Below are 12,540 nucleotides of genomic sequence, written 5' to 3' on the forward strand. Positions count from 1 at the left end.
CGGCCGTCGCCGTACCCTCCTGACCCATGGTGCACCCTGTGTGCCATGAACGAGTCCAGCCGCGTCGAGGCCTTCAGCGACGGTGTGTTCGCCATCGCCATCACCCTGCTCATCCTGGAGATCAAGGTTCCCAAGGTCGGTGAACACGGCGGCCTGTGGCACGCATTGGGCGCGCAGTGGCCGTCGTACGCCGCCTATGTGGTGAGCTTCCTGGTCATCGGCATCATGTGGGTCAACCACCATCAGCTGTTCAGCTATGTCGCCCGCGTCGACCGCACGCTGATGTTCCTGAACCTGCTGGTGCTGATGGTGGTGGCCGCGGTGCCCTGGCCGACGGCGATGCTCGCGGAGTATCTGCGCGAGGGCGAGGCCTCCCATGTGGCCGCGGCCGTCTACAGCATGGTCATGGTCGTGATGGCGTTCACCTTCCAGGCCCTTTGGTGGCACCTCACCCGCACGGGCCACCTCTTCGACTCCCGCGTCGACGCCCCGGCGGCCCGCGCGACACGTGTGCGGTTCGCACTGGGTTCCCTGGCGTATCCGCTCACCGTGGGTCTGTCCTTCGTCTCGGCGCCCCTCACCTTGGCGGCCCACGGTCTGATCGCCCTCTATTACGGTTTCAACCAGGTGCCGGTGCCTACGCGGAACGAGGCCACGTCATGAAGCGGGCAGGGTCCAGGCCCGCTCGAGTGCTCACAGCCCGAACAGCTCCGGAGCCTCCCCCAGCGCCCGGAAGCGCTCCTGTGGGTCGGCCACCAGCCGGCGCCCCTTCAGGTCCATCAGCCCGCCGACCGACGCCACTTCGGCGGAGACCGTGCCGTCCGCCCTGCGGATCGTCTGCGTGACCCGGAACGTCTTGCCCTCGCCCCACTCGAAGGCGCACGACACCTCGACCTCGTCGCCCGCGCGCAGTTCCCGCGCATAGCGGATGGTCGTCTCCAGGACCACCGGCCCGACTCCCTGGGCGAGCAGCGCGGACTGGCTCACCCCGGCGGCCTGCAGGAGGGACCAGCGGGCGTGCTCCGCGTACTGCAGATAGACACTCTGATTGAGATGCCCCAGGGCATCCGTCTCGTACCCGCGGACGGTGACCCGGACGGAAAACGGCTCGGCCATGTTCTTCCTCCCCGTGACGGCATCGGACGCACGAACGTGCGACCGTACGGACGTGCAGGTGTACGAATGTACGCCAGTGGCCTGTGTGCCTGATGGTTCTGGTGGTGCCAACTTGTTTCGTACAACGGACAGTTCAGCCGTCGGCGGCTCATGTCCTTCGCGGTGACGCCAGCACGTACCGTGCCCGCGTCCGGGGCTGGGTGTGCTCGCTCACCTGCCAGCCCGCGCGCTCCAGCGTGGCCGCGCAGGCGCGCAGTGCCGCGTGGTCCGGCTCGTGCACGGCGACCGCCTCGGGCTGCGGGGTCGCACGCACCCGGTAGCCGTCCCCCTCCCCGGTCGCCGGCCGGTGCCCCGCCGCTTCAAGGGCGAGCGCGGCGGCCCGCACCAGATGCGTACGCTCCCAGCCGCACGGACGGTCGGTGGCACCGCCCGGATTGGTCATCCGGCGCAGCTCCAGCAGCCCCTGCCAGGCGCTGTGCACCTCTCGGAGCCGTGTGGGGGACACGTCGGTGGGCTCCTCGCCGCCGACTCGTGCGGAGAACACTCCCGAGTCCTCCGGAGCGGGGGCGGCGACCGCTTCCTCGGCGATGGCCGCCCCCGCCTCCTCGGCCTCCTCGGCGGAAGACTCCCGTATGCGGTGCCCGGCCGGAGTCAGGAAGTGGTCGTGCGGCGGCCGCGGGTGCCGGAAGGCCAGCCCCCGCTTCACCAGCGCGGCGAGCTGGGCGTCCGTCCCCTTGAGCCGCCCGGTCACGGGGTCGGCGGCCTCGATTAGGCGCCGCTGGGCCGCGGTCGGCGGTCGGGTCACGGCGGGCTCCTTCCCGCGGGGGCAGCCGGGGACGGACTCCTCACCCTGCGTCAGCGTCCGTCGGGCCCCGCTTCCCCCGCGGAGAGGGACCCATGGGAACAGTACGTGTCGGGTCTGACATTCCAGCCGGCCACCACATGGCGGCGGTGCTCCGTGCCCAGCCGGCTCATCGTCCCCGTGGAGAGCTGGAAAAGGGCGCCCCCCGAGGCGGGCAGCCCGAGCCGCCGTGCGGTCAGCACCCGCAGGAAGTGCCCGTGGGAGACCACGACCACGCTGCCCTCCGACTCGGCGAGCGCCGCGTCGATCTTGGCGAGCATGCGATCCGCGCGTTCCCCGACCTCCTCCGGGCTCTCCCCGGGATGCTCGGGCGGCCCCGGCGCCACGCCGTCCGTGAACAGGAACCAGTCCGGCCTGCTCCGCTGGATCTGGACGGTGGTGACCCCCTCGTAGCCGCCGTAGTCCCACTCGGACAGATCCGCGTCGACGCGCGCCCCGCCGACCCCGGCCAGCCGGGCCGTCTCCCGGGCCCGCTGCATAGGGCTGACGAACGCCGCCGCGATGTGGTGCCGCGCGATCAGCGGAGCCAGCCGGCGCGCCTGCTCGCGGCCGTTCCCGGTCAGTGGGACGTCGGTCCGTCCGGTGTGCCGCCCGGACAGCGACCACTCGGTCTCACCGTGCCGGACGAGAAGGAGGTCACCCACGCCCAGTCCTTCCTGTTTCGTTCCCCAGCACGGTGTCACACCGCCGCGGCGGCGTGCAGGACGGACTGCGCCAGACGGCCGTTCTCCGGGGACGCACCCACCCCCGAGGGGAAGGCGAAGCGGCGCCGGGTGTACGCGTACGCCACCCCGCTCGCCGGGTCGGCGAAGCCGAGGGAGCCGGTGGCGCCGCTGTGCCCGAAGGCGTCGGGACCCAGGAACGGGTACAGCTCGGCCGTGCGCTCGAAGCCGAGGCCGAAGCGGTCCCCTGTCTCCGTCACCAGGTCCGTACCGGGGGTGTGGAGCACGGCCAACTCGCCCACCGTCCCGGGCGCGAGCAGCGGCGGCCGGTCCGCCAGGGTGCTGATCGCGGCGGCGTACAGGCCGGCCACGCCCCGGGCGTTGCCCACGCCGCCGGAGGAGGCGGGGCCGAGCGCGCGCACGACGCGGCTGTTGCCGAAGGCGACGAGGTCGGTCGGCTCCGGCCCGTGCTGGTTGAAGGCGACGGCCTTGATGCTGCCCGGCGCCGCAGCCCGCGCCGCGAGCGCCTCGGCCTGCTCCGGCGTGGGCACCAGCGGCTGCACCTCGACCCAGCGCGGCTCCAGCTCCTCGGGCAGACCGAGGTAGCAGTCCAGGCCGTAGGGCGCCCGGATGCGCTGCTCGTAGAGCTCCTGGATCGACTGTCCGGTGACCCGGCGCACCGCCTCGCCGGTCAGCGCTCCGATGACGAAGCCGTGGTAGCCGTACGCCCTCCCCGGCTCCCACAGCGGCTTCTGCCCGGCCAGCCGCGCCGCGATCAGCCGGTCGTCGGCCAGCTCGGCGGTGGTGAACCCGTCGTCCGCGCCGACGAGGCCCGCCTTGTGCGCGATCAGCTCGCGCAGGGTGAGCCGGTCCTTGCCCTCCGCCCCGAACTCCGGCCAGTACGAGGCGACTTCGCGGTCCAGGTCGAGCACGCCCTCCTGCACCAGCAGTGCGACGACGAGATGCGCGGCCCCTTTGGTGATGGAGTACAGGCCGGTCAGCGAGTCCCCGTCGAGTCCCTCCCCGGCCCACAGGTCCACCACCCGGCGTCCGTGGTGATGTGCGACGAGCTGGGCACCGGGCTCATGCGTCTCCGCGGCGAGGAAGGCGGCGAACTCCTCCCGCACTTCCTCGAAGCCCTCCGCGACCGTTCCGTGCACGTCCTGCGACACCGTGGCCCCCAAGTCGTTGATCGTCTACGGAGATCACCAACAGGGGGCCGCCGCCGGGCATTCCCACCCCCGTACCTCGGGGATGGGTGGCCTCAGCCAGTGGCTTCCTCGTTGCCGCTCGGTGAGCCACTGCTGCTGGGAGGGGTGCTGTTGGTGCCGGAAGGGCTGGCGGAGGGCCTCGTGGAAGGAGGTGCTGTCTGCGAGGGCGAACTGGGTCGGCCGCTGGAGGGTACGGGGGTCGGCCCGGTCTTCGCGGGTGGCGGTGCATGGGTGGTGGCGGACGGCGGGGAGGCCGTTGACCCGGCGTGAGTTGGCGTCGGTGCAGGACGCCGGATCCCGTCACTGTTCCGGCCCTGCACATCGTCTCGGGCCGGGTGCGTGGTGACACGCTTCGGGGGTGAAGTCGGTGAATCGGTGACCCGGATCCGGGGCTCGTCGGGCAATGACCGGTCCGGAACCGATGCTGCTCGTGGGGCTGACGATTCGGGAAGCACCGATGCGGTGGCCAGGCCGCCGAGCAGGGTGAAGGCGGCGGCGGCAAGAGAACGGACGGCGTACTTCTTCAGCCGTGGCGGCCGGTTGCACCGGGCTGCGGGCAGATCCTCCGAAAGAGCCGGGGCGAAGGGGGTGTCGGGGGATTCGAAGGGATCCGGTGCCTCGTTGAAGCGGACCTCCGGCGTTTCGGCCTCCACCGCCGGAGCACTCAGCTGTGCCATGTCGGAGTCGTATGCCCCGCACTCCGGGCATGTCACGGCGCCGTTGAGCGTGCGGCTGCACGGGATGCAGTAGTCCATGGCGCGACCACTCAGGCCTTGAGCCGGCGGGAGGGATCGTGCCCCCGGGCCGGGCAGCAGCCGGCCGTGGGGAGACGTCGATCGGTTTGTTCCGGAGCGATCTTTGCCATGTGTGAACCTCACTCACCGGTCTGCAGACGGGTCACCGGTTACTGGGGTCAACGGGGCGGATCGAAGGAGGGCTCAGTCGCCGGACGAAAAGTGGGGCAGATAACTCCTCTGGAAAAGGTCGTTGTTGACCGGAGCGGCACGGCAGCGTCAGCGCCCGAGCCGACGCTCACGGCTCGATTCCGGCCGGGTACTGCTCACTTCCCAGGGCTCGACGTACCCTGCGTGAAATGATCCTCTTCGCTCCTGCGACGTACTCGCAGACGCCGAGTCCCTGACGGCAGTTGCCCGTGGGCCCGCGCCGACAGGGCCGGGGACCCACGGGATTCCTACTTCTGCCGGTACCCACTGAGGAACCGCCCGATCCGCCCGATCGCCGCCTCCAGGTCGTCCGCGTGCGGCAGGGTGAGGATCCGGAAGTGGTCGGGGGCGGGCCAGTTGAAGCCTGTGCCCTGGACGACCTGGATCTTCTCCCGCAGCAGTAGGTCCAGGACGAACTTCTCGTCGTCGTGGATCCGGTGGACCTTGGGGTCGAGCCGCGGGAACGCGTAGAGCGCGCCCTTTGGCTTCACGCACGTCACGCCGGGAATCTCGTTGAGCTTCTCCCAGGCGCGGTCGCGCTGTTCGTGCAGGCGGCCGCCCGGTGCGGTCAGCTCGGTGATGGACTGGCGGCCGCCGAGCGCGGCCTGGATCGCGTACTGGGCGGGCGCGTTGGCGCACAGCCGCATGGAGGCCAGCATCGTCAGGCCCTCCAGGTAGTTGCGCGCATGCTGCCTGGGGCCCGTCACGACCAGCCAGCCGGAGCGGAAGCCCGCCACGCGGTAGGTCTTCGACAGCCCGCAGAAGGTGAGGACGACCAGGTCGGGGGCGAGGGCGGCGGCCGAGTGGTGCGCGGCGCCGTCGTAGAGGATCTGGTCGTAGATCTCGTCCGCGAAGACCATCAGGCCGTGGCGGCGGGCGAGGTCGAGGATGCCCTCGATGATCTCCTTCGGGTAGACCGCGCCGGTCGGGTTGTTGGGATTGATGATCACGACGGCCCTCGTGCGGTCCGTGATCTTCGAGGCCATGTCGGCCAGGTCCGGGTACCAGCCGGCCTGTTCGTCGCACAGGTAGTGCACGGCCTTGCCGCCCGCCAGGGTTGTCACGGCCGTCCAGAGGGGGAAGTCGGGCGCGGGGATGAGGATTTCGTCGCCGTCCTCCACCAGGGCCTGTACGGCCATCGAGACCAGCTCGGAGACGCCGTTGCCGAGGAAGACGTCGTCGACGCCGACCTCCAGGCCCCGCTCCTGGTAGCGCTGCGCCACTGCGCGGCGGGCGGAGAGGATGCCGCGCGAGTCCGTGTAGCCGTGCGCCTGCGGCAGCATCCGGATCATGTCCTGAAGGATCTCCTCCGGCGCCTCGAAGCCGAAGAGCGCGGGGTTGCCGGTGTTCAGGCGCAGCACGCTGTGCCCCGCCTCCTCCAGCGCGTTGGCGTGTTCTATCACCGGGCCGCGGATCTCGTAACAGACCTCGCTGAGCTTGCTCGACTGCCGGAACTCCATGCGCCGCTTCCCCTCCGGTATCTGGTGTTACTTGGTTTTACCAAGTGTGAGCTTGGAAAGTCCAACAATCCGTCTAGACTGCGTCGCATGCCACCTCGCCGAAGCTACGACCAGTACTGCTCCACGGCCCGGGCCCTCGACGCCGTCGGCGACCGCTGGACCCTCCTGATCGTCCGCGAGTTGCTCGCCGGCCCGCGCCGCTACACCGACCTGCACGCGGACCTGCCGGGCGTGAGCACGGACGTGCTGGCGTCCCGGCTGAAGGAGATGGAGCGCGACGGGCTCACCACACGGCGCCGCCTGCCGCCGCCCGGAGCCGCCTACGTCTACGAACTCACCGGCCGTGGACGTGAGTTGCTGCCCGTGATCCAGGTGCTCGGGACGTGGGGCGCGCCCGCCCTCGCGGAGCGACGACCGACCGACGCGGTGCGCGCACACTGGTTCGCGCTGCCGCTGTTGCGCTCGCTCGAGGGGGAGGGGCTGGTCGAAGTGCAGCTCGACGAGGGCGAGTTCCACCTGTGGCTCGGCGCGGAGGACGGCCCGGTGTACGGCGACGGGCCCGCCCCCGAGGAGCCCGGCGCGCGCCTGACCCTCGACGCGGAGACGTGCACGGAGCTGGCGCGGGGAGCGTTGACGCTCCATCAGGCCGTGGGGGAGGGGCGTGTCGAGGTGAGCGGGGACAGCACACTCGCCAAGGTGCTGCGCGGGAGCTGACGGCGCACCCGGAAAGCGAACGAGGCCCGCCGCGCCGAACAGGCGCGGCGGGCCTGAGTCTCCCGGTGCCCCGGGTCAGACGCCCGGAGGCACGCGGGACGGCCGCCCCGAGCCGCGCGTCAGCGCATACCCTCCGATGCCCGCGAGCGCCGCGAGGACGCCGCCGATCGCGGTCCACACCCAGCGGTCGGACCACCAGCCGGAGTCCCAGCCGCCGTCGGGCTTCAGCGAGAACAGCGTGGCCGAACCCGAGCCGGACCTCGGCGAGGTGGCGGCGATGCCCGGCACCAGCGGCTGCGCCAGCGAGCCGTCCACCGCCGCCGAGCCGCCGATGTCCCTTGAGTCCACCTGGACCTCGGCGTTCACCGGCAGTCCGAGGTCGGCCGTGCCCAGGCCCACCACGGTCAGCCGGATGTAGTACGTACCGGGCAGCGGGTCGTCGGCCCACGGCTCCGACCAGGCGCGGACCGTGCGCAAGGTGCAGGCGAGGTCCACCGAGGCCGCATCCTGGGCGGCCGTCCGCGTCTGCGCCCCGTACTGGCACGCCTGGCGGCGCCGCAGCCCGTCGTACACATCGAGCTGCCAGGTCTGCGTCCCGCTCCGCTTCGACGCGGGCAGTTTCACCGTCGCCTTCACCGTGGGCCGCTGCCCGGCGTCCGCGGCGAACGACCAGTACAGGTAGTCGCCCGTGGAGGCGGCCGCCGTGGCCTTCCGGCCCTGCTCGATCTGTGTCGCCGTACGGTACGACGTGCCCGCCGAGGTGGGCGCGGCGCTGTCGCCGGACGGGCTCGCGGACGGCGAGGAGTCGGCGACGGCCGGGGACACGGTGGCACCCAGCAGCAGTGCGGCCGTGGTCAGCACTCGTGCGATACGCATCAGTTGGTCCTCCAGACTGCGACCCGCCAGCGCGACACCCAGCCCCACACCAGACCGGCGAGGAAGCCGGTCAGGACGAGCGCGCCGAGCAGCCACCAGCCGCGCCCGAGGCCGAAGGACGCCACGTCGCTCGCCTTGTCCGGACCGTCGACGACGTCGACCGTCAGCTCGAGAGGAAGCCCGGGCGTGGTCTTCACACCGGCCGCCGGGGAGAAGGAGTCGGCGACCTGGAGGCACACCGTCTCGGCGGGTGCCCTCTCGTCGTCTCTCGTGGGCTTCGGGTAGCGCAGACCTGTCGACAGGACGTCCGTGCGGCCCGCGCCGGTCGCCTCGCCGCGGACGATCTCGCGGCCGTGCAGGGTGACCGCGCGCAGCGTCACCCCGTAGTCGGGGTTGACGGGCCGGTCGTCCAGGACGCTGACCGACGCGCGCAGCTCCTGGCCCGGCTTCACGTCCACGCGGTAGAAGCGGTGCTGCCCGAACTCCTCGCGGTCCGTGTAGAGACCCGACTTGAGCGCGGGCGCCGTGGCGCACTGGTCGGTGCCGTTCACGGCGACCGGTGTGACCACCTTGTCCGCCGTGCGGTCCACCAACTGGTTGACCTTGCCGGAGAGTTCCGTCTTGTGCTGCACCGAAGTGTATGTGCCGCCGGTCGCCTCTGCGATGCAGCTCAGCTGCTTGGTCATCTTGGCGTCCGGCACCAGGCCGAGGGTGTCGATGGTCAGGCCGATCCCCTTGGCCGCGATCTGCCGGGCCACCTCGCACGGGTCCAGCGGCGCGCAGGTGTCCTCGCCGTCGGTGATGAGGACGATGCGGCGGGTGCCGTTGCCGCCGGTGAGGTCGTCCGCCGCCTTCAGCAGTGCGGGGCCGATCGGCGTCCAGCCGGTGGGCTGGAGCGTCGCCACGGCCGTCTTGGCCTGGGTCCGGTTCAGCGGCCCCACCGGGTACAGCTGCGCGGTGTCCTTGCAGCCCGTGTTGCGGTCGTTGCCCGGGTAGTTGGCTCCCAGCGTCCGGATGCCGAGCTGCACCTCCTGGGGCGTCGCGTCCACCACCTCGTCGAAGGCCTGCTTCGCCGCGGTCATCCGCGAGCCGCCGTCGATGTCCCGCGTCCGCATCGAACCGCTGACGTCGAGGACGAGATCGACCTTGGGTGCGTCCTGGGCTGTCGTCTCGTCGGCGACGGCACCGGCCGGGACGGCGATCCCGGCCGCCAGGGCGGCGAGCAGGGCGCAGACTCCCGCCGCCAGCCGTTGTCTTGTGATCATCGGCGGATCTTATTGATCAATGGGTGCGCGCTTCAAAACGAGCTCGTCGATCCGAGAGGGGCCGCCCGCGAACAGCCTCATCAATCGAGGTCGGCGGACTTTGAAGCGAGCGGGCTGGGCAGGTGCGTCCACTGGTCCCCGGCCCGCTGCGGGGACAGCCGCATCAGCGTCAACGCCTTGGCGGGCAAGGGGCTTTGGCGCAGTACCGGGAGATCAGGGGTGCGCGGCAGATCCCGTATGACGCTCTCCAGCGCCGCCCCCAGAGCGGAGGCCGAACCCGCCGTCGAGGCCAGCGCGCCCGCGACGAGCGAGCCGAACAGCTTGCGGCGCAGGGCCGTTTCGTCGTCCGTGACGATCCGGTCGGCCACCTCGGGGGCCTTGATGCCGTGGCGGGCCAGCCGGGCCGGGCTCACCCGGATGTCGGCGAGGTCCCGGTAGACCAGCCGCACGGGGGCGTCCGTGGGCGAGAGCACCACCAGAAGGTTCTGGCCGTGCGCCTCCAGGGCCACGCCGAGGTCCAGCAGGTTCAGACCGACGGTGAGGGCGAGTCGCGCGAACTCGGCGAGCCAGGCGGGCGAACCGGGCAGACCGGTCAGCGGCAGGGCGGCCACCGGCACGACCCGCTCGCCCGCCGCCCTGTCCGCGTACCTCTCGGGTGACTCCCGCACCACCGCGGCGAGATCGGGTGAGTAGGCGCTGATCGCGCCCAGGGTACGGGTGACGTGCAGGAGACCGTCCGTGCGCCGGGCGACGGCCTCCCCGAAGTCGGACACCGCGAGCGACGTCTCGACCGAGGCGACCGAGATGTCCCGCACCGAGGACGTCAGCCGTGCGCTGAGTGCGGTCTTCACATGCGGCCCGTCCTCGGACAGCGCCAGGGTCCGCAGGGACATCAGGGGATGGCCGAGGGGGCCCTCCTGCGCCGGTACGCCGAGGACGTGCGCCGTCTGCCAGGGATGGACCGGGACCAGCGGGCGCCCGCCGTCCCGCAGCCAGGCCGGCCACTCGCCCCGTACGAGACCGTCGGCCATGGGGACCAGACCGAGGCGCACCAGCGGCCTGTGCTCGGGCCCGTAGGCGAGCTGCTCGGCGACCGTGAAGCCGGGCCGTGAACGACAGTTGGGATGGAAAGGATGCCCGTCGACCACCGCCTGCTCCCACTCCCGGCTCTCCAGCGGTTCGGGCGTGTCGTGTGGCTGGTCGGCCAGTGACAGCGCCAACGACGCCGTGCTGTGGTCGAGTTCGCCGGCGAACGCGTCACCGTGGGCAACGCCGAGCGCCGTGACCAGCGCCGCGGGACGGTCGTACACCCGCCCGTCGAGCCGCACCCCGGTCACGTGGGCGGCGGTCGTGTACGGGTCGGCGGGCGGGCCGTGCAGCCGGCGCCCGTCGGCCAGGTGGAGGACGAGTCCGCCGCCCGCCGCCTCCCGGCGTGCGATCCACGGCAGCGGCTCATGGGCCAGGGCCCGCCACAGGCGCGTCAGGACGGCGGCACGGGCGCCGGGAAGGGCAGCCGCGTACGACGCCGACAGACCGGGCCGCACGGCGTCGAGCTCGTCTGCGAGCTCGGCCTCGGCGGAAGGGGAAGGGGGCACGGTCGGGCTCCTCGGTGACGGGATGGTGCATCGTGGGGTCGGGCCACGACAGACATACTGATCGTCAGTGCACCGTACGGAACGAATGGAACGCGTGGACTCCATGCACCCCAGGGACGACGTCCCCGAGCGCGCCGACGCCTATGCGGCGGCGCCGCTGCTCAACTGCCTGCTCCGGGAGGCGGCGGAGCCCGCCGGCGAGCAGGGCGTCCACCGGCTGCGGGCCGGCGGTCGGCTGCTGCGCGTGCGCGGCGGACGCCGTCCCCGCGACCCCGAGCTGCACATCGGCGGGTCCTGGCATCGGCTCACCCACACCGAACTGGTCAAACTCATCGCCGAGGAGCTGCGCCAGGCCACCGGCCTGTCCAACCCCGAACTTCCGGGCGAGATGATCGACAGCCGGGACGCGGTGGCCGCGATCCTGGCCGCGCGCGCCCGCGCCACGGCGCCCGACGACCCGTACATGCGCTCGGAACAGTCCCTGATCACCGGGCACCCCTGCCACCCGGCGCCCAAGGCGCGCGGCGGCGGACCGGTGGCGAGCTGGCTGCCGTACGCGCCCGAGGCGTACGCCCGCTTCCCGCTCACCCTTCTGGGTGTACGCGAGGACGCGGTCGTCGAGGAGGGCGACACGACTGCGCTCGACGCGCTCGGCACCGCCCCGCGCGGCTACCGGCTGCTGCCCGCGCACCCCTGGCAGCTCGACCTGGTCGGCGCCCGCCCCGAGATCCTCGAGGCGTTCGGGGACGGGCGTCTGGTCCGGCTCGGCCACACCGCGCGTCCCGTGCGACCCACCGCCGCCGTCCGCACGGTGTACGCGCCCGACGACGACCTCTTCGTCAAGTTCAGCCTGGACGTGCGGATCACCAACGACATCCGCCGGCTGTGGCGCCACGACCTCCTGGAGGTGCGCCGCACCGACGGCGCGGCGGCGTCCGCGTTCGCGGAGCTCCGGGGTCCCGCGGCCTGGCTGAGCGACCGCGGCTACCGCACGGCCGGCTTCGCCTTCGAGGAGCTGGCCGTCCTGGTCCGCGACGGCCTGCACCGGCACGTCCTGCCCGGCGCCACCCCGCTGCTCGCCGCTGCCCTCGTGGAGGGTTTCGAGGGCAGCCCGCTGAACGCGCTCACCGACCCGGCGCACTGGTGGACCGCGTACCTGCGCCAGGTCGTGCCCCCAGCCCTGGAGGCGTTCGAGCGGCATGGCGTCGTTCTGGAGGCGCATCTGCAGAACACGCTGGTCGCGGTGGACGCCGCGGGCCTGCCCGTGCAGGCGGTGTTCCGGGACGCGGAGGGCGTCAAGCTCCTGACGGACGTGACCCGCGAGGCGGGCTGGGAACGGCTCGTGTACTGCCTGGTCGTCAACAACCTCACGGAGATGGCCGCCCTGCTGTCGGAGCGCCATCCCGGCTGGAACCCCTGGCCCGCCGCCCGCGCGGAACTGGCACGCCACCCCGTCCCCGAGATCCCCGCCCTGCTCGCCTCGCCCACGCTCCCCGGCAAGACGAATCTGCTGCTGCGCTGGACGGGGGCGGACGGCGCGGACGCGCGCTATCTGCCGCTGCCCAATCCGCTGGCCTGCCGGTGAGCGCCGGCCGCTGGTGCTCACCAGCGGCCGGCGCTCAACCGCGGCCGGCGCTCACCGGCGGCCGGTAATTGCCGAGGGCCGTCCCGCCCGAGCGGCTCCGCCGTGGGGCGACGCCGCTGCGGGGCTGGTGCAGTGCGCCGGGTGCGCCGGTGTGCGGCGGGATCGGGCGCCCGTCTCGTGCCGGGCGCGATCCGTCTCGTTCAGCGAGTGACGAGCAGGTCCCGGGCGCCCAGCTCCCGCCGCTCCAGCG

The 12,540-nt window shown here is 72.2% G+C and carries 12 protein-coding genes; 4 read left to right on the forward strand and 8 right to left on the reverse strand.

Annotation, left to right across the window (positions count from 1 at the left end; all coding sequences use genetic code 11):
• Nucleotides 1–45 precede the first annotated feature (45 nt).
• Nucleotides 46–663 carry a TMEM175 family protein gene (locus AAW14_RS22710; protein ID WP_265565766.1) on the forward strand — a complete coding sequence of 206 codons (618 nt, stop codon included), beginning with the start codon at nt 46–48 and terminating at the stop codon, nt 661–663.
• A gap of 30 nt (nt 664–693) precedes the next feature.
• Here AAW14_RS22710 and AAW14_RS22715 read toward each other — a convergent pair whose 3' ends face one another.
• The 4 genes from AAW14_RS22715 to AAW14_RS22730 all read right to left on the reverse strand — a co-directional run bounded on the left by AAW14_RS22715 (nt 694) and on the right by AAW14_RS22730 (nt 3,812).
• Nucleotides 694–1,116, reverse strand: coding sequence for an acyl-CoA thioesterase (locus tag AAW14_RS22715; protein ID WP_265565767.1), 423 nt, complete (start codon nt 1,114–1,116; stop codon nt 694–696).
• A 148-nt stretch (nt 1,117–1,264) separates the two neighbouring features.
• Nucleotides 1,265–1,921: a hypothetical protein gene (locus AAW14_RS22720; RefSeq protein WP_265565768.1), complete on the reverse strand. Its 657-nt coding sequence runs from the start codon at nt 1,919–1,921 to the stop codon at nt 1,265–1,267.
• Nucleotides 1,922–1,971: 50 nt separating this feature from the next.
• Nucleotides 1,972–2,622: a histidine phosphatase family protein gene (locus AAW14_RS22725; RefSeq protein ID WP_265565769.1), complete on the reverse strand. Its 651-nt coding sequence runs from the start codon at nt 2,620–2,622 to the stop codon at nt 1,972–1,974.
• Nucleotides 2,623–2,657: 35 nt separating this feature from the next.
• Nucleotides 2,658–3,812, reverse strand: coding sequence for a serine hydrolase domain-containing protein (locus AAW14_RS22730; RefSeq protein WP_265565817.1), 1,155 nt, complete (start codon nt 3,810–3,812; stop codon nt 2,658–2,660).
• Nucleotides 3,813–3,911: 99 nt separating this feature from the next.
• On the opposite strand from AAW14_RS22730, the gene AAW14_RS22735 reads away from it, so the two are divergent.
• Nucleotides 3,912–4,121, forward strand: coding sequence for a hypothetical protein (locus tag AAW14_RS22735; RefSeq protein WP_265565770.1), 210 nt, complete (start codon nt 3,912–3,914; stop codon nt 4,119–4,121).
• Nucleotides 4,122–5,043: 922 nt separating this feature from the next.
• On the opposite strand, the gene AAW14_RS22740 is transcribed toward AAW14_RS22735, so the two are convergent.
• Nucleotides 5,044–6,255 (reverse strand): pyridoxal phosphate-dependent aminotransferase, encoded by a 1,212-nt coding sequence (locus AAW14_RS22740; RefSeq protein WP_265565771.1) that lies wholly within the window; start codon nt 6,253–6,255, stop codon nt 5,044–5,046.
• Nucleotides 6,256–6,342: 87 nt separating this feature from the next.
• Between AAW14_RS22740 and AAW14_RS22745 the strand changes: the two genes are divergently transcribed.
• The gene (locus AAW14_RS22745; protein ID WP_265565772.1) at nt 6,343–6,969 is read left to right on the forward strand and encodes a winged helix-turn-helix transcriptional regulator; all 627 of its coding nucleotides are present in this window, start codon (nt 6,343–6,345) and stop codon (nt 6,967–6,969) included.
• A gap of 75 nt (nt 6,970–7,044) precedes the next feature.
• Here the strand turns inward: AAW14_RS22745 and AAW14_RS22750 are convergent, their stop codons facing one another.
• The 3 genes from AAW14_RS22750 to AAW14_RS22760 all read right to left on the reverse strand — a co-directional run bounded on the left by AAW14_RS22750 (nt 7,045) and on the right by AAW14_RS22760 (nt 10,705).
• Complete coding sequence (locus tag AAW14_RS22750) at nt 7,045–7,845, reverse strand: hypothetical protein (protein WP_265565773.1); 801 nt, start codon at nt 7,843–7,845, stop codon at nt 7,045–7,047.
• The gene (locus AAW14_RS22755) at nt 7,845–9,110 is read right to left on the reverse strand and encodes a VWA domain-containing protein (RefSeq protein WP_265565774.1); all 1,266 of its coding nucleotides are present in this window, start codon (nt 9,108–9,110) and stop codon (nt 7,845–7,847) included. Before AAW14_RS22755 ends, AAW14_RS22750 begins: the two co-directional genes overlap by 1 nt.
• A gap of 80 nt (nt 9,111–9,190) precedes the next feature.
• Nucleotides 9,191–10,705, reverse strand: a complete 1,515-nt coding sequence (locus AAW14_RS22760) for an IucA/IucC family siderophore biosynthesis protein (RefSeq protein WP_265565775.1) — start codon at nt 10,703–10,705, stop codon at nt 9,191–9,193.
• A gap of 85 nt (nt 10,706–10,790) precedes the next feature.
• On the opposite strand from AAW14_RS22760, the gene AAW14_RS22765 reads away from it, so the two are divergent.
• Nucleotides 10,791–12,290 (forward strand): IucA/IucC family protein, encoded by a 1,500-nt coding sequence (locus AAW14_RS22765; RefSeq protein WP_265565776.1) that lies wholly within the window; start codon nt 10,791–10,793, stop codon nt 12,288–12,290.
• Nucleotides 12,291–12,540: the final 250 nt, after the last annotated feature.

Origin of the sequence: Streptomyces hygroscopicus, assembly GCF_026168105.1 — a bacterium.
Classification (GTDB): domain Bacteria; phylum Actinomycetota; class Actinomycetes; order Streptomycetales; family Streptomycetaceae; genus Streptomyces; species Streptomyces hygroscopicus_D.

Excerpts from the sequence above, each read along its gene's own strand:
- AAW14_RS22710 (WP_265565766.1), top strand. The coding sequence starts at position 46 with ATGAACGAGTCCAGCCGCGTCGAGGCCTTCAGCGACGGTGTGTTCGCC.
- AAW14_RS22715 (WP_265565767.1), bottom strand. The coding sequence starts at position 1,116 with ATGGCCGAGCCGTTTTCCGTCCGGGTCACCGTCCGCGGGTACGAGACG.
- AAW14_RS22740 (WP_265565771.1), bottom strand. The coding sequence starts at position 6,255 with ATGGAGTTCCGGCAGTCGAGCAAGCTCAGCGAGGTCTGTTACGAGATC.
- AAW14_RS22745 (WP_265565772.1), top strand. The coding sequence starts at position 6,343 with ATGCCACCTCGCCGAAGCTACGACCAGTACTGCTCCACGGCCCGGGCC.
- AAW14_RS22750 (WP_265565773.1), bottom strand. The coding sequence starts at position 7,845 with ATGCGTATCGCACGAGTGCTGACCACGGCCGCACTGCTGCTGGGTGCC.
- AAW14_RS22755 (WP_265565774.1), bottom strand. The coding sequence starts at position 9,110 with ATGATCACAAGACAACGGCTGGCGGCGGGAGTCTGCGCCCTGCTCGCC.
- AAW14_RS22765 (WP_265565776.1), top strand. The coding sequence starts at position 10,791 with ATGGAACGCGTGGACTCCATGCACCCCAGGGACGACGTCCCCGAGCGC.